General features: G+C 55.1%; 11 protein-coding genes. 6 read left to right on the forward strand and 5 right to left on the reverse strand.

The genetic code is table 11. The annotated features are described in order from the left end of the window. Nucleotides 1-28 precede the first annotated feature (28 nt). Nucleotides 29-2305, forward strand: a complete 2277-nt coding sequence (clpA, locus tag IBT46_RS11410) for an ATP-dependent Clp protease ATP-binding subunit ClpA (protein WP_105593462.1) — start codon at nt 29-31, stop codon at nt 2303-2305. Between the two features lie 106 nt (nt 2306-2411). Here the strand turns inward: clpA and infA are convergent, their stop codons facing one another. From infA to trxB, 5 genes are all read right to left on the reverse strand, one after another. Next, the gene (gene infA, locus IBT46_RS11415) at nt 2412-2630 is read right to left on the reverse strand and encodes a translation initiation factor IF-1 (RefSeq protein ID WP_002211347.1); all 219 of its coding nucleotides are present in this window, start codon (nt 2628-2630) and stop codon (nt 2412-2414) included. A 360-nt stretch (nt 2631-2990) separates the two neighbouring features. Beyond that, nucleotides 2991-3683: a leucyl/phenylalanyl-tRNA--protein transferase gene (gene aat / locus IBT46_RS11420; protein WP_200545765.1), complete on the reverse strand. Its 693-nt coding sequence runs from the start codon at nt 3681-3683 to the stop codon at nt 2991-2993. A 31-nt stretch (nt 3684-3714) separates the two neighbouring features. After that, on the reverse strand, nt 3715-5445 hold the full coding sequence (cydC, locus tag IBT46_RS11425; protein ID WP_200545766.1) for a cysteine/glutathione ABC transporter ATP-binding protein/permease CydC: 1731 nt from the start codon (nt 5443-5445) through the stop codon (nt 3715-3717). Continuing rightward, a complete protein-coding gene (gene cydD, locus IBT46_RS11430; RefSeq protein WP_105593459.1) occupies nt 5442-7211 on the reverse strand; it encodes a cysteine/glutathione ABC transporter permease/ATP-binding protein CydD in 1770 nt (589 codons plus the stop codon). The genes cydC and cydD overlap by 4 nt, the downstream gene beginning before the upstream one ends. A 148-nt stretch (nt 7212-7359) precedes the next feature. Beyond that, nucleotides 7360-8328, reverse strand: coding sequence for a thioredoxin-disulfide reductase (trxB, locus tag IBT46_RS11435; RefSeq protein WP_200545767.1), 969 nt, complete (start codon nt 8326-8328; stop codon nt 7360-7362). A 524-nt stretch (nt 8329-8852) separates the two neighbouring features. On the opposite strand from trxB, the gene lrp reads away from it, so the two are divergent. The 5 genes from lrp (at nt 8853) to serS (ending at nt 16559) form a co-directional block, all read left to right on the forward strand. Beyond that, nucleotides 8853-9347: a leucine-responsive transcriptional regulator Lrp gene (gene lrp / locus IBT46_RS11440; RefSeq protein WP_006118610.1), complete on the forward strand. Its 495-nt coding sequence runs from the start codon at nt 8853-8855 to the stop codon at nt 9345-9347. Nucleotides 9348-9467: 120 nt separating this feature from the next. Then, entirely contained in the window at nt 9468-13142 is a 3675-nt protein-coding gene (locus tag IBT46_RS11445) for a DNA translocase FtsK 4TM domain-containing protein (protein ID WP_200545768.1), read from the forward strand. A 65-nt stretch (nt 13143-13207) separates the two neighbouring features. Beyond that, nucleotides 13208-13819, forward strand: a complete 612-nt coding sequence (lolA, locus tag IBT46_RS11450) for an outer membrane lipoprotein chaperone LolA (protein WP_200545769.1) — start codon at nt 13208-13210, stop codon at nt 13817-13819. 7 nt (nt 13820-13826) lie between these two features. Beyond that, complete coding sequence (locus tag IBT46_RS11455; RefSeq protein WP_105593455.1) at nt 13827-15170, forward strand: replication-associated recombination protein A; 1344 nt, start codon at nt 13827-13829, stop codon at nt 15168-15170. Nucleotides 15171-15266: 96 nt separating this feature from the next. Further along, complete coding sequence (gene serS / locus IBT46_RS11460; protein ID WP_200545770.1) at nt 15267-16559, forward strand: serine--tRNA ligase; 1293 nt, start codon at nt 15267-15269, stop codon at nt 16557-16559. Nucleotides 16560-16699: the final 140 nt, after the last annotated feature.

Consider the following 16699-nt stretch of genomic DNA (forward strand, 5'->3'; position numbering starts at 1 on the left):
ATAAGGCGATCTATTGGGGGAGGTGCCTATGCTCAATCAAGAACTGGAACTCAGTTTAAATATGGCTTTCGCCAGAGCGCGCGAGCACCGACATGAGTTTATGACCGTCGAGCATTTGTTACTGGCGCTGCTCAGTAACCCGTCGGCCAGAGAGGCACTGGAAGCCTGCAGTGTCGATATCGTGGCGCTCCGTCAGGAGCTTGAAGCGTTTATCGAACAAACCACCCCGGTTCTGCCGGTCAGCGAAGAAGAGCGTGATACACAACCTACGCTCAGCTTCCAGCGCGTACTGCAGCGTGCAGTATTCCATGTCCAGTCATCAGGCCGTAGTGAAGTGGCTGGCGCAAACGTACTGGTCGCTATTTTTAGCGAGCAGGAGTCGCAGGCAGCTTATCTGCTGCGCAAACATGAAGTCAGCCGCCTTGATGTGGTGAACTTTATTTCTCATGGCACGCGTAAAGATGAGCCAGGCCCGTCATCCAGCGCAGAAAATCCGGTTAACGAAGAGCAAGCAGGCGGGGAGGAACGTATGGAAAACTTCACCACCAACCTTAACCAGCTTGCCCGTGTCGGGGGGATCGATCCCCTGATCGGCCGCGATAAAGAGCTGGAGCGTGCCATCCAGGTACTGTGCCGTCGCCGGAAAAATAACCCGCTGCTGGTGGGTGAGTCCGGTGTAGGTAAAACCGCGATTGCCGAAGGTCTGGCATGGCGTATCGTGCAGGGTGATGTGCCGGAAGTCATGAAAGAGTGCACCATTTATTCTCTGGATATCGGTTCACTGCTGGCGGGCACCAAATACCGTGGCGATTTCGAGAAGCGTTTTAAAGCGTTGCTGAAGCAGCTTGAGCAGGACACCAGCAGCATTCTGTTTATCGATGAGATCCATACCATCATCGGTGCAGGTGCGGCTTCCGGTGGCCAGGTTGATGCGGCTAATCTGATCAAACCGCTGCTTTCAAGCGGCAAGATCCGGGTAATGGGCTCAACCACCTATCAGGAGTTCAGCAATATCTTTGAGAAGGATCGTGCGCTGGCGCGTCGCTTCCAGAAAATTGATATTACCGAACCGACGGTTGAAGAAACGGTGCAGATCCTTAACGGGCTGAAGCCGAAGTATGAAGCGCACCACGATGTTCGCTATACGGCGAAAGCCGTGCGTGCAGCCGTGGAGCTGGCGGTGAAGTACATCAACGATCGTCATCTGCCCGATAAGGCGATTGACGTGATTGATGAAGCCGGTGCGCGTGCACGTTTGATGCCGGCCAGCAAACGCAAGAAAACCGTTAACGTGGCGGATATCGAAAGCGTTGTGGCACGCATTGCGCGTATTCCGGAAAAAAGCGTTTCTGCCAGCGATCGCGATACGCTGAAAACGCTCGGCGACCGCCTGAAAATGCTGGTGTTCGGTCAGGATAACGCTATTGAAGCATTGACCGAGGCGATCAAGATGAGCCGCGCGGGTCTGGGCCAGGATCGCAAACCGGTCGGTTCATTCCTGTTTGCCGGGCCTACCGGGGTTGGTAAAACTGAAGTTACGGTACAGCTGGCGCGTGCGCTGGGTATTGAACTGTTGCGCTTTGATATGTCCGAGTATATGGAACGCCACACCGTCAGCCGCCTTATCGGTGCGCCTCCGGGCTACGTTGGCTTCGATCAGGGTGGATTGCTGACCGATGCGGTGATTAAGCATCCGCATGCTGTAGTGCTGCTGGATGAAATCGAGAAGGCCCACCCGGATGTCTTTAACCTGCTGTTGCAGGTGATGGACAACGGCATGTTGACCGATAACAACGGCCGTAAGGCGGACTTCCGTAACGTCGTGCTGGTGATGACGACCAACGCCGGAGTGCGGGAAACCGAACGTAAATCGATCGGCCTGATCCAGCAGGATAACAGCACCGATGCGATGGAAGAGATCAAAAAGATCTTTACGCCGGAGTTCCGTAACCGTCTCGATAACATTATCTGGTTCAAACACCTCGATCGCGTGGTGATCCATCAGGTTGTCGATAAGTTTATCGTTGAGCTGCAGGCCCAGCTGGACCCGAAAGGCGTATCGCTGGAAGTCAGCGATGATGCAAGGGAATGGCTGGCGGATAAAGGCTATGACAAAGCGATGGGTGCCCGTCCGATGGCCCGTGCCGTTCAGGAGAACCTGAAAAAACCGCTGGCGAACGAGTTGCTGTTCGGCTCGCTGGTTGACGGTGGTTCGGTATCCGTTGGACTGGACAAAGAGAAGAATCAGCTGACCTATCACTTCCTCAGCGCTGAGAAGCGTAAAGCGGAAGGGACCGTACACTAACGGTTCAGTTCAGTTCAGCAGATAAAATAAAGGCCGGATAATTATCCGGCCTTTTTAATGGTTGCTGCCAGGCAAAATTCTGCGGGCAGAAACGGAATGGGGCTAATCAGCGACTACGGAAGACAATGCGGCCTTTGCTCAGGTCGTACGGGGTCAGCTCTACAGTGACTTTGTCACCCGTCAGGATGCGGATATAGTTTTTGCGCATTTTACCGGAGATATGAGCGGTAACCACGTGACCGTTTTCCAATTCAACGCGGAACATGGTGTTAGGTAACGTATCAAGTACGGTACCCTGCATTTCAATATTGTCTTCTTTGGCCATCGAATCCTCTAGGTGGACTACCTTAGTTTTGAACCGGCAAGATAATGCCGAATTTCACGTATTAAGTAAAGAATTGCAGATGATTTGATCACCCACATCAACTCCTCTCATGCCATTTAAGCACGGAAAAGTTACGAATAAGTCGTATTGAATAGCGTCTGCGTGGGGGAACAGCGGGCTAAGAATCTGTTTAAATCTGCTTTATCGCACGATGAGAAACAGTTCTGACAGGTGCGTTGAGATTCCCAGCCTGGGATTCCGCATCACCATCTTGTACCGGTGAAAAGCGGACGACATACCAAACGCCGGGGATTATATCACTTTTATTCGTCGGGTGCTGGAAAACATCAGCGTCAGGGTCTAAAAAAGCCGCTTTGGCCGCCAGCAGTCGGGTAAAAGTGCCTGCCTGGCGTAATTTTCTACGTGTTGCAAATAGCTGGCGCGGGATATTTCCTTGGCACCCAGCGAGGCGGTATGAGGATTAAGTATCTGGCAGTCAATTAATTGCCCACCCTGCTGCTGAAACCAGCGGCTGAATATCAGCAGAGCTGTTTTAGACGCATTCTCGCTGCGGCTGAACATCGATTCTCCGCAAAAAATCTGCCCCAGCGCCAGGCCGTACATACCGCCGACCAGCTCGTCCCCGAACCAGACTTCAACCGAGTGTGCATAGCCCTGAGAATGTAATAATTGCCAGGCCTGCCTGACCTCCGGGGTAATCCAGGTGCCTTCATCACGTTCGGCTGCACAGCCTGCTACAACGTCGGAAAATCGCTGATTAAGCGTAACGGTGTAGGGGGATTTATGATGAAAACGCTTCATACTGCGGCTGAGGTGAAATTCCTCCGGCAGCAGTACAGCACGGGGGTCAGGTGACCACCAAAGAATCGGATCGCCCGGGGAAAACCAGGGGAAAATACCGTGATGGTAGGCATTAAGCAGGCGGGCGGAGCTGAGATCGCCTCCCATTGCCAACAGTCCGTTAGGTTCCCGCAGCGCCATTTCTGGCGGCGGGAAGTTTAACGAATCGCGTGATAGCTGGATCAAACGCATCGTGATATCCGCAGGTTTTCTGAGCTAAAGACTATAGCGCAAAGCGTTGTAAAAATGTCCAGTAGCGGCCACGATCCGCCACTAATTTCTGATGATCGCCCTGTTCGATGATCCTGCCGCTATCCATCACGCAGATCCGATCAAAGTTTGCCAGGCCACGCAGTCGGTGCGTTACCATGATCAGGGTTTTACCCTTCGACACTTTACGTAGCAGTGACAGTATTTGCTGCTCGGTCTCGGCATCTAGCCCCTCGGTCGGTTCATCCAGGAGCAGCAGGTCACCGTTGTGCAGCAGCGCCCGGGCAAGACCAAGACGCCGCAGCTCACCGCCTGACAGCTGGCGACCGCCTTCACCCAGCCATGCATTTAGCCCCTGTTCATTATCCAGGAGCTTATCCAGCCCGACCTGATGCAGAGCGGTGCTGAGTTCTTCATCGCTGGCATTCGGTGCAGCAAGCAGCAGGTTGTCGCGCAGCGTGCTGGTAAACAGGTGAACGCGCTGAGTCACCACGCTGGTGCGGCTCCGCAAGTCGGCCTCACTCCAGCTAGTGAGTGGGATACCATTCAGCACGATCTCACCCTGTTGCGGGTCCCATGCGCGGGTTAACAGCTGCAGCAGCGTGGATTTTCCGCAGCCGGTTCGTCCCAGCAGTGCGATGTGCTCACCGGATGCAATATCCAGAGAAACGCTGTCCAGCGCCAGCGGATCGCTACTGGCATAGCGGAAACTGACGTCACGTAGCGTTACCGCTGCGCCGCCTGCGTTCTGCGGTGACGTTGCCGCAAAGGTTACCGCCGGTTCTTGCTCGATGATTTGCGTTACCCGCTGCGCTGAGGCAATAACATGCCCCAGATGCTGGAAAGCGGTGCCCACCGGCCCCAGTGCTTCAAAAGCGGCCAGTGCACAGAATACAAACAGTGCAATATACGCGCCGGGATGAGGATCGCCGCCAATGCCTGCGGCACTCAGCCACAGCATCAGGGTGACGGCAATGCCTCCCATCAGCATCACCAGCGCCTGCGACAGCCCGGTCAGGCTGGCCTGGCGAAGCTGCACATTCAGCCACTGTTGTTCCGTACCGTCCAGCGCGTTGCGGAACTGAGCGGCGGCACCATACAGTCTCAGCTCGGCCTGCCCCTGTAACCATCGTGTGAGGCCGCTGCGATACTGCCCGCGTAAACGGGTGAGGTCTTGCCCAACGGGCAATCCGGCACGATAAAATACCGGGGGAAGCAGCAGCAGGGTTAACAGCATCAGTGCGGCGAGGGTCAGCGCCAGGCCGACGTCGAGCCAGCTCAGACCAACTGTTACCACGGCAACCACCACCAGCGCGCCGACCAGCGGCGAAATGACCCGCAGGTAAAGGTGGTCCAGAGTATCGACATCGGCGACCAGACGGTTAAGCAACTCACCCTGACGGAAGCGGGCAATACCGGCAGGGGAGAGCGGCAGCAGTTTGCTGAAGGTAAACACCCGAAGATGTTGCAGTACGCGGAAGGTGCCGTCGTGGCTGACCAGGCGCTCTACGTAACGCGCAACGGTACGGCTGATGGCTGCACCCCGCACGCCCGCCGCTGGCAGCATGTAGTTAAAGCTGTAGATACCCGCCACGCCTGCCAGCGAGGTGGCCGCAAGGAACCAGCCCGACAACGTCAGTAAGCCAATGCTGGCTAACAGCGTGACTGCGGCCAGCAGCATGCCAAACAACAGCCGCCAGATGTGGCGACGATAAAGCTTCAGAAAGGGCAGCAGAGTTTTCATTCCAACGAGCCTCCTCGCTGTGCCAGTAGTTCAGCAAACGGTCCCGGGGTATCAGCCAGCGTTGCCCAGTCTCCCTGTTGCACAAGAGTACCGTTGCGCATCAGCCAGATTTCGTCCCACTGCGCCAGACGGTCCAGCTGGTGGGTGATCAGCAGGGTGCTCTGATCGTGTGAAGCCTGCAGCAGCGCATGATTTACGTGCTGCTCACTTTGTGCATCCAGGCTGGCATCGGGTTCATCCAGCAGCATCAGGCGGCAGGGTTTCATCAGCGCACGCGCAACGGCAACGCGCTGCGCCTGCCCTACAGACAGGCGCGCGGCCTGATCGCCCGTCTCACTGTCCAGACCCGCAGGCAGCCGGGGGAGAAATTCATTCACGCCGGCCAGCTCCAGAACCTGCTGCAGGCGCGTTTCGTCGTGGTTGCCGCTCAGCTGAATATTTTCACGCAGCGTGTTCGCCGGGAGATGAGGGTTTTGCCCGACCCAGGCCAGCTGCGCCTGCCAGTGGTCCTGATCGATATCGCGTAGCTCCGTATCGTTCACCAACAGCGAACCCGTATACGGCAGATAACCGAGCAGGGCATTCATCAGCGAGGTTTTACCGGCACCGCTTTGCCCCACGACTGCAATTCGCTGTCCCGGTTGCAATTCGAAGTTCAGCGGGCCGGCCAGCACCGTGCCATCGGTGGTGGTCACGGTCATATCGCGCGCAATCAGGCTGAAGCCGGCGCTGAGGTCTGGTTTCAGTTCCCCGCGCTTAATAGCAGCATCCTCGCTCTCTTCCAGGAAGGTTTGCAGTGCATCGGCACCGCCGACAGCCTGGGCTTTGGCATGATAGAAAGCGCCCAGATCGCGCAGCGGCTGGTAAAATTCCGGAGCCAGAATCAGCACCAGGAAGCCTGCAAACAGCGTGACCGGGCCGCTGTAGTGGCCGAAGTCGAACACGCCGAGGTAGGAGAAACCGAAATAGACGGCGATCAGCGCGATAGAAATAGAAGCAAAGAATTCCAGCACTGCTGAGGAAAGAAAGGCCATGCGCAATACTTCCATCGTGCGCTGGCGGAACTGCTCGGAGGCATCTCGAATTGTTTCGGTTTCAGCTTTGGCGCGATTAAACAAACGCAGCGTTTCCAGCCCGCGCAGGCGATCGAGAAACTGACCGCTCAGGCGACCCAGCGCGAGGAAATTACGGCGGTTTGCATCCGCCGCGCCCATCCCGACCATCGCCATAAACAACGGAATGAGAGGAGCCGTGGCCAGCAGGATAAGCGATGCTGCCCAGTTAACCGGGAACAGCAGGATCAGCACCATGCAGGGGATCACGCCGGCCAGCATCATCTGTGGCAGATAGCGTGCGTAGTAATCCTGCATCTCTTCAATCTGTTCCAGCAACAGGGTGGCCCAGCTTCCGGCTGGTTTGCCCTGAATCCACGCCGGACCCAGCTCGGTCAGTCGGTCCAGTACGCGCTTGCGCAGTGCCAGACGGATCGCCTGTCCGGCTTTAAAACCCGCCTTTTCCCGCAGCCATGCCAGCAGGGCGCGTGCAGCGAAACAGGCCAGTAACAGGATAAAATCAACCCGCTGCGTTTCGCGAGGGAGGTGATCGATGATCAGCGCCTGCAGCAGCGAGGCAAGGAACCACGCCTGAGCCAGGATAAGCAGCGCGCTCAGCGTACCGAGCAGGGATGAGAGCCGCAGCCAGCGATGGCCGTGAACGCTCTGACTTTTCAGCCAGCGGGTGAGTTGTTGTTGTCGAGTTTTATTCATGTTTTGCCGAGTTGCCCTGACGTAAACGGTAGTGAGGCGGAAGCCCCCAGGAAGATCGGTGTCAAGCGCGGCAATGTTACAATGCGGAGGGTAAAAAGGCGACAATTGCTCGTCGCCTTAAGCAAGATAAGCTCAGAGTTTTAACAACTTACTGATTATTTTTAACCAAACCGTCCAGGTAACGCTCGGCATCAAGCGCAGCCATACAGCCGGTGCCCGCAGAAGTAATCGCCTGACGATAAATATGGTCCATCACGTCACCGGCAGCGAATACGCCGGGAATGCTGGTTTGCGTGGCGTTACCGTGGATACCGGACCGGACTTTGATATAGCCGTTTTCCAGCTCAAGCTGACCGTTGAAAATGCCGGTGTTCGGGCTGTGACCGATAGCAACAAACAGGCCAGCCACTTCCAGAGTTTCGGTTTGCGTTTCATCATGAGTTGAACGCAGGCGCAGTGAGCTGACGCCCATCTGATCGCCAAGCACTTCATCCAGCGTGCGGTCGGTGTGCAGCACAATGTTGCCGTTCTTCACTTTTTCCATCAGCCGGTCAATCAGGATCTTTTCCGCACGGAAGCTGTCACGACGGTGGATCAGATGTACCTCAGCGGCGATGTTTGCCAGGTAAAGCGCTTCTTCAACGGCTGTATTACCGCCACCGATAACGGCGACTTTCTGATTGCGATAGAAAAAGCCGTCGCAGGTTGCGCAGGCAGAAACGCCACGGCCCTTAAACTCATCTTCAGAAGGCAGGCCCAGATAACGCGCGGAGGCACCGGTAGCGATAATCAATGCGTCAGCGGTGTATTCGCCTTCATCACCGGTAAGACGGAACGGGCGATTCTGCAGATCTACGCTGTGGATATGGTCGAAAATGATCTCGGTGTTAAATTTCACCGCATGTTCGTGCATGCGTTCCATCAGCAGCGGGCCGGTCAGCTCGTTAGCATCTCCCGGCCAGTTTTCAACGTCGGTCGTGGTAGTGAGCTGACCGCCTTTTTCCAGACCGGTAATCAGCACCGGATTCAGGTTGGCCCTGGCCGCATAAACGGCGGCAGTGTAACCAGCCGGACCCGAACCAAGAATCAGTAACTTACTGTGTTTAGCCGTACCCATGAGATCCTCATTAATTAACTGACGAGCATGATTGCGGATTGTAGGGAATTTAGCGGGGCAAAAAAAGCATTCTGCGATTTTGTTAACGATTAATGAAAAAGGCTAAACCAATCATCCTTATCTGAAGCGGGAAATCTGGGTGAAAATTCAGCAGTTGTTATCTTGTCATGGCGTAAAGGGAAAAAAATTGTCATTGAAAAACAGAGAGCCAGCCTCTTATCTGGAATGTTGTACTGGTTTTGATTGTTTTACTTTGACAATCGGCTGCTGTTTTGCGAAAACATTATTGGAAGCGGAGAATATTTAAGAGAGCGCAGCGGCGTTTTTGCCTGTTTTGCGTTCATCGTCAAATAAACTCAGTCTGTCATTTGGAATGACGCATGGTGTGGACAGACAACATGCGTCATGCAGATGAGGCGTGCAATATCGCAGCAGGCTCTATGTCTTCACTTAGAACGACTCTGTAAACGACTCAGCGTGCAGGGTAGGCAGGTAAAGGGAAGGATTTAAGAGAGACAATAATAATGGTAGACAATAAAAAACGACCGGGTAAAGACCTTGACAGAATCGACCGCAACATCCTGAATGAATTACAGAAGGATGGGCGTATTTCTAACGTTGAACTATCCAAACGCGTGGGACTATCCCCAACGCCGTGTCTGGAGCGTGTCCGTCGCCTGGAACGCCAGGGCTTCATTCTTGGCTATACCGCGCAGCTGAATCCACACTATCTCGACGCTTCTCTGCTGGTTTTCGTTGAGATTACTCTGAATCGTGGCGCGCCAGACGTGTTTGAACAATTTAACGCCGCCGTGCAAAAACTTGAGGAAACTCAAGAGTGTCACCTCGTTTCCGGTGATTTCGACTATCTGTTGAAAACGCGCGTACCTGACATGTCCGCCTACCGTAAATTACTCGGCGAAACGCTGCTGCGCCTGCCGGGAGTGAACGATACGCGTACCTATGTGGTCATGGAAGAAGTGAAACAAAGTAACCGTTTAGTGATTAAGACCCGGTAACACAGGACAGGTGCAAAACCTGGTAGGTTTCGATACACTCCTGTGAATTCATACAGGTTCAGCGTCGGGTTAACCCCGACGCTGTTGCCTTCATAGTTTACAGGCACCTGGAGAGTACTCTTGAGCCAGGAATATACAGAAGATAAAGAAGTTTCGTTACAACCGCTAAGCAGTGGACGCCGTCTACTGGAAGCGTTATTGATTATTGTTGCTCTTTTCGCCATTTATCTGATGGTCGCACTGGTGAGCTTCAATGCCTCCGATCCGAGCTGGTCGCAAACCGCCTGGCACGAGCCTATCCATAACCTCGGTGGTGGAGTGGGTGCGTGGCTTGCCGATACGCTGTTTTTCATCTTTGGCGTGATGGCGTATGCAATTCCTCCCGTTATTTTAGGCCTGTGCTGGATCACCTTCCGTCAGCGTAGCTCCCAGGAATACATCGACTATTTTGCCGTTGCTTTACGGCTTATCGGCGTACTTGCGCTGGTGGTGACCTCCTGTGGCCTGGCTGCGTTAAATGCTGATGATATGGGTTACTTCGCCTCCGGTGGCGTGATTGGCAGTCTGTTAAGCAATGCCATGGCTCCGTGGGTGAACGGCCCTGCCGGGACTTTAATCCTGCTTTGCGTTTGGGCGGCAGGCCTGACGCTATATACCGGCTGGTCCTGGTTGACCATCGCTGAGAAAATTGGCGCGGTGGTGATGGGCGTGTTGACGTTTGCCAGTAATCGCTCCCGTGCGGATGAAAAGTGGCAGGAAGACGATGATGACGAGGAAGAGGATGCACCGGTCATCTCTTCACGTGCGACGCGTAAAGACGAAAGTGATGACGTTCTGCTGACAAAACACGCTTTGACGGATGTTGAAGACGACGAACACGATCCGCTGTTGGCTAAACCGCTGAAGGCCGCATCCGACGAATCCGCAGCTCCTGTGGTTTCGGTGGCGGAAGTAGCTTCCGCAGGTCAGGCTGCGGCAGTCAGCGCTGCTGCATCGACGAACGCCTTTGCTGCAGAAGCGACGAATACCGATGCTTTGCGGCAAACCCCTTCGGCGCATCATGAACCTGTTGTCGCGCAGCCGCAGGCATCTGCTCTGTCGCAGCCGACTACGCCGTCAGCACAGCCCGTTACACAACAGGCTGCTCCGCCGGTCTATCGCTTCGAAGTTCCACAGGAAGTGCAGACCCCGCCGCCGGTTGCTCCGTCTTATCAGGATGAGGATGACGGCCCACAAATGGGGAACTGGCGTGAAGCTTCTTCCTCACCATTTGAATTCTCACCGCAGTCGACCTCACATGCTGCTGCGACGATAGCGACAGCGGCAGGTGCCGGCGCTGCCGTTGTGCAGGCCTCTGATAACGCGATGCCGTTTATGCCTGGCTTCAGCGCGACCAGCGATGATGACGATAATCCGCAGGTGAAGCAGGGGATTGGTCCTGAACTGCCACGACCGAAACCGGTTAAGCTCCCGACGCGGCGCGAACTGGCTTCCTATGGTATTAAGCTGCCTTCGCAGCGGATGGCCGAAGAAAAAGCCAAAGAAGAAGAACTGCGTCAGCAGCAGGAACAGCAGCAGGCCGCAGCCCGTCATGCCGTGCCAGAACTGAGTGATGAGCAGGATACTGAAGCCGAAGAGGCAAGCCTGCGCGCAGCATTCCTTGCTCAGCAGCAACAGCGCTATGGTGAAGCTCTTTCTCCTGAGGAAGAGGATCTGGTGCAGCAGGCCGCGCTGGCCAGCCAGTTTGCTGCGCAGCAGCAACAGCGTTACGCGGCTGAGAGCGCACCGACGGCGCCAGCTGTATCGTCCGCACAGTCTGCATCAGAACCTGTAGCGCCAACGTTCACTCTGGATACCTCTTCTGCATTCGACTTCTCACCAATGGACGATCTGGTGGATGACGGTCCTGTTGAGCCTCTGTTTATGCCATCGGCAGTCACAGAACCAGAGCACGTTGCACCTCAGTGGCAACAGCCACCGGTAAGTACATATCAACAACTGCAGCCTTCAGTCAGCGCTCAGCAGCCCCAGGCTTTGGTTACTGCGCCACAGCAACAGTGGCGTGAAGAGCCTGCGTCCCAGTGGCAGAAAGCGGAGCCTGAATCACAGCGGCAGCCGGAGCCAGATAGCTGGCAGCCCGCACGGGAGCAAGCGGCCGATCCTGCACCTGCTTCAGCCTGGCGACCGGTGCCCGCCGCGCAGGCCGTTCAGCCGTCGGCGAGCGTTGAGCCTGTCGCAGCCGAACCGGATATGGATAGCCTGATCCATCCGTTCCTGGTTCGTCACGAGCAGCCGACGTATAAGCCGACGACGCCACTGCCTAGCCTCGATCTGTTGACCTCTCCGCCAACGGAAACCGAGCCAGTCGATCACTTTGCGCTTGAGCAGACCTCGCGTTTGATCGAAGCACGACTGGCCGATTATCGTGTTAAAGCTGAAGTCGTGGGTAACTCGCCAGGGCCGGTAATCACGCGCTTTGAGCTGGATCTGGCACCTGGCGTGAAAGCGGCGCGAATTTCTAACCTTTCCCGCGATCTGGCCCGTTCCCTTTCTGCCGTCGCCGTGCGCGTGGTGGAAGTGATCCCGGGGCGGCCTTACGTTGGCCTGGAGTTGCCTAACCAGAAACGCCAGACGGTTTATCTGCGAGAAGTGCTGAACTGCCCGGCGTTCCTGGATAACCCGTCGCCGCTGTCTATCGTTCTCGGTAAGGATATTTCCGGCGAGCCGGTGGTGGCCGATCTGGGTAAAATGCCTCACCTGCTGGTTGCCGGTACGACCGGTTCCGGTAAGTCTGTGGGCGTTAACGCGATGATCCTCAGCATCCTGTATAAAGCGACGCCGAAAGAAGTGCGCTTTATCATGATCGACCCGAAAATGCTTGAGCTGTCGGTCTACGAAGGTATCCCGCATCTGCTAACCGATGTGGTTACGGATATGAAAGATGCGGCAAATGCCCTGCGCTGGTGTGTGGTTGAGATGGAACGTCGTTACAAGCTGATGTCGGCGCTGGGCGTGCGTAACATTGCTGGCTACAACGAAAAAGTCGATTTGGCAGAAGAGATGGGGCGTCCTATTCCCGATCCGTTCTGGAAGCCAACCGACAGTATGGACACGACGCCACCGGTGCTGGAGAAAGAGCCTTACATCGTGGTGATGGTCGATGAATTTGCCGACCTGATTATGACCGTAGGTAAAAAGGTGGAGGAGTTGATTGCTCGCCTGGCGCAGAAAGCCCGTGCCGCCGGTATTCACCTGGTGCTGGCGACTCAGCGTCCCTCGGTGGATGTGATCACTGGTCTGATCAAGGCGAATATTCCAACCCGTATCGCCTTTACCGTATCGAGTAAAATTGACTCGCGCACGATCCTCGATCAGGGCGGCGCAGAGTCGTTGCTGGGTATGGGTGATATGCTTTATCTGGCCCCGAACTCATCAATCCCTGTCCGCGTACACGGTGCCTTTGTTCGCGATCAGGAAGTTCACGCGGTGGTGAAAGACTGGAAAGCGCGCGAGCGGCCAAAATATAAAGAAGGTATTCTCAGCGGCGGCGATGATGGTGAATCCGCAGGCGGCGGCATGGAAGGGGATGAAGAACTCGACCAGCTGTTTGACCAGGCCGTTGCCTTCGTGGTGGATAAACGCCGGGCCTCAATTTCCGGGGTGCAGCGTCAGTTCCGTATCGGCTATAACCGCGCCGCGCGCATCATCGAACAGATGGAAGCGCAGGGCATTGTGTCATCGCCAGGTCACAACGGGAATCGTGAAGTACTGGCACCGCCACCGCATGAAATGTGATGGTTGTTTAGTTAATCAATGCTTTATTTTAAGCGTGATATCAAAGCGTTATTAAGGATGCCGTAATGAAAAAAGTTGTAATCTCATGCTGTCTGCTGGCGGCCTTTACTTCGGCCAGCGTGCTGGCAGATGCCTCCAGCGAGCTGAAGCAGCGCCTGGATAAGGTAAAAAGCTTCCACGCCACGTTCAGTCAGAAAGTGACTGACGGCAGCGGCGCATCCGTTCAGGACGGCGAGGGGGAAATGTGGGTGCAGCGGCCAAATCTGTTTAACTGGCATATGACGGCCCCCGATGAGAGCACCCTGATTTCCGATGGTAAAACGCTGTGGTTCTACAATCCTTTTGTTGAACAGGTTAGTGCCAGCTGGCTGAAAGACGCTACCGGCAACACGCCGTTTATGCTGATCGCCCGCAATCAGGCCAGCGACTGGAAGCAGTATAATATCGCGCAGAAAGGAGACAACTTCTCACTGACGCCGAAATCTATTGACGGCAATCTGAAGCAGTTTGATATCAACGTATCAACCAACGGTACGATCAACCAGTTCAGCGCAGTAGAACAGGACGGCCAGCGCAGTAGCTATGCGCTGAAAAGCCAGCAGAACGGGGCTATCTCCGCTGATAAGTTCACGTTCACGCCACCAAAAGGCGTAACCCTGGACGATCAGCGTCAGTGAGGTTCGCGTGAGTAACCTGTCTCTTGATTTTTCCCGTAACGAATTTCAGCCTCTGGCCGCGCGCATGCGGCCACGCAATCTGAATGAATATATTGGTCAACAGCATTTGCTGGCGGTGGGTAAACCACTTCCGCGTGCCATTGAGGCCGGTCATCTTCATTCGATGATTTTATGGGGACCGCCGGGGACAGGAAAAACCACGCTGGCTGAGATTATCGGCCACTACGGCCAGGCGGACGTTGAACGTATTTCCGCCGTGACATCCGGCGTGAAAGAGATACGTGAAGCTATCGAACGCGCCAGACAGAGCCGCAATGCGGGTCGCCGTACCATCCTGTTTGTCGATGAGGTGCATCGCTTCAATAAAAGCCAGCAGGATGCCTTCCTGCCGCATATTGAGGACGGCACCATTACTTTTATCGGTGCGACAACTGAGAACCCCTCGTTTGAACTCAATTCCGCGCTGCTTTCGCGTGCCCGCGTCTATCTGCTTAAATCGTTAACCAGCGATGATATCGCCGCTGTGCTCGATCAGGCGATGCATGATGCTGAACGTGGCTTCGGCAAAGACAACGTCATTTTGCCGGATAATACCCGCAGTATGATTGCCGAGCTGGTTAACGGCGATGCGCGTCGTGCGTTGAACACGCTGGAAATGATGGCGGATATGGCCGAGGTTAACGCAGAAGGCAAGCGTGAACTGACGCCGCAGCTGCTTAACGAAGTTTCAGGGGAACGCAGCGCCCGCTTCGATAACAAGGGCGACCGTTTTTACGATCTGATCTCTGCACTGCATAAGTCCGTGCGCGGTTCCGCACCGGATGCGGCGCTGTACTGGTATGCAAGAATTATCACCGCGGGTGGCGATCCGCTGTATGTTGCTCGCCGGCTGCTGGCAATTGCTTCTGAGGACGTCGGCAATGCTGACCCGCGCGGAATGCAGGTGGCTATTGCCGCCTGGGACTGCTTTACCCGGGTTGGCCCGGCTGAGGGTGAACGTGCGATTGCCCAGGCGATTGTCTATCTGGCCTGCGCACCTAAAAGCAATGCCGTTTACACCGCGTTCAAAGCGGCCATGCGCGATGCGCGCGAGAATCCGGATTACGACGTGCCTGAACATTTGCGCAATGCACCAACGAAGCTGATGAAGGAAATGGGGCTGGGAGCAGAGTATCGCTACGCCCATGATGAACCGAACGCCTACGCGGCCGGTGAGGACTATTTCCCCCCGCAGATGGCGCAGACGCGCTACTATCAGCCAACATCTCGCGGGCTGGAGGGCAAAATCGGTGAAAAGCTCACCTGGCTTGCCGCTCAGGATCAAAATAGCCCGACAAAACGCTACCGCTGACCGGGGCGTTGCGGTAAGGTTACCTGCGAATTCAACGCATTCACTATGGTGAATGCGCCTTTTCTTTAATTCCATCACAACAAGCACAGGACAAGCATGCTCGATCCCAATCTGCTGCGTAATGAGCCAGACGCAGTCGCTGAAAAACTGGCACGCCGGGGTTATAAACTGGACGTTGACACGCTGCGCGCTCACGAAGAGCGTCGCAAAGTGTTGCAGGTAGAAACTGAAAATCTGCAGGCAGAGCGTAACTCGCGATCCAAATCCATCGGGCAGGCCAAAGCACGTGGGGAAGACATCGAACCGTTGCGTCAGGAAGTGAATGACCTGGGCGAACGCCTGGATGCAGCTAAAGCAGAGCTGGACGCACTGCAAAACGATATTCGTGACTTCTCACTGGCTATTCCTAATCTGCCTGATGATGTGGTTCCGCTGGGTAAAGACGACACTGAAAACCTGGAAATCAGCCGCTGGGGTGAACCGCGTAAGTTTGATTTTGCGGTGCGCGACCACGTAGAGCTGGGTGAAATGGCCGCAGGCCTGGATTTTGCCGCGGCGGTTAAGCTGACCGGTTCACGTTTTATCGTGATGAAAGGGCAAATTGCGCTGATGCATCGTGCGCTGAGCCAGTTTATGCTCGATCTGCATACCGAACAGCACGGCTATCAGGAAACCTACGTTCCTTATCTGGTGAACCACGCCAGCCTGTACGGTACGGGCCAGCTGCCTAAGTTTGGTGAAGATCTGTTCCATACCCGTCCGCTGGAAGAAGAAGCGTCCAGCAGCAATTATGCGCTGATCCCAACTTCAGAAGTCCCGCTGACCAACCTGGTTCGCGATGAGATTCTGGAAGAAGAGTCGCTGCCGCTGAAAATGACCGCGCATACGCCATGCTTCCGCTCCGAAGCCGGAGCCTATGGGCGTGATACCCGTGGCCTGATTCGTATGCACCAGTTCGATAAAGTCGAAATGGTACATATTACTCGTCCTGAAGATTCCATGGATGCGCTGGAAGAACTGGTCGGCCACGCGGAGAAAGTGCTGCAGTTGCTTAATCTGCCGTACCGTAAGGTGCTGCTGTGTACCGGTGATATGGGCTTTGGTTCAACCAAGACTTACGATCTGGAAGTCTGGCTGCCGGCGCAGGATACGTACCGTGAAATCTCTTCCTGTTCTAACATGGGTGATTTCCAGGCGCGTCGTATGCAGGCACGCTGCCGTACCAAAACTGAGAAAAAACCACGTCTGGTCCACACTCTGAACGGTTCTGGTCTGGCAGTGGGGCGTACTCTGGTTGCGGTGCTGGAAAACTACCAGCAGGCCGACGGTCGTATTGAAGTGCCGGAAGTGCTGCGTCCATATATGAAAGGCCTTAAATACATCGGCTAATAGCGATCGATATTCATGCTGAAAAGGCCGCCTGTGACATTACGTCTCAGGCGGTTTTTTTTCATTGTTATCAAGCAAAATTTGTTATGGATATTTTCGTTCTCTGCTGCTTAATTTGATGCAAATTCAATGAGATATTT

The organism is Erwinia sp. S38, from assembly GCF_016624545.1.
Taxonomy (GTDB): domain Bacteria; phylum Pseudomonadota; class Gammaproteobacteria; order Enterobacterales; family Enterobacteriaceae; genus Erwinia; species Erwinia coffeiphila.

Excerpts from the sequence above, each read along its gene's own strand:
- aat (WP_200545765.1), bottom strand. The coding sequence starts at position 3,683 with ATGCGTTTGATCCAGCTATCACGCGATTCGTTAAACTTCCCGCCGCCA.
- lolA (WP_200545769.1), top strand. The coding sequence starts at position 13,208 with ATGAAAAAAGTTGTAATCTCATGCTGTCTGCTGGCGGCCTTTACTTCG.
- cydD (WP_105593459.1), bottom strand. The coding sequence starts at position 7,211 with ATGAATAAAACTCGACAACAACAACTCACCCGCTGGCTGAAAAGTCAG.
- lrp (WP_006118610.1), top strand. The coding sequence starts at position 8,853 with ATGGTAGACAATAAAAAACGACCGGGTAAAGACCTTGACAGAATCGAC.
- clpA (WP_105593462.1), top strand. The coding sequence starts at position 29 with ATGCTCAATCAAGAACTGGAACTCAGTTTAAATATGGCTTTCGCCAGA.
- cydC (WP_200545766.1), bottom strand. The coding sequence starts at position 5,445 with ATGAAAACTCTGCTGCCCTTTCTGAAGCTTTATCGTCGCCACATCTGG.
- serS (WP_200545770.1), top strand. The coding sequence starts at position 15,267 with ATGCTCGATCCCAATCTGCTGCGTAATGAGCCAGACGCAGTCGCTGAA.
- trxB (WP_200545767.1), bottom strand. The coding sequence starts at position 8,328 with ATGGGTACGGCTAAACACAGTAAGTTACTGATTCTTGGTTCGGGTCCG.
- infA (WP_002211347.1), bottom strand. The coding sequence starts at position 2,630 with ATGGCCAAAGAAGACAATATTGAAATGCAGGGTACCGTACTTGATACG.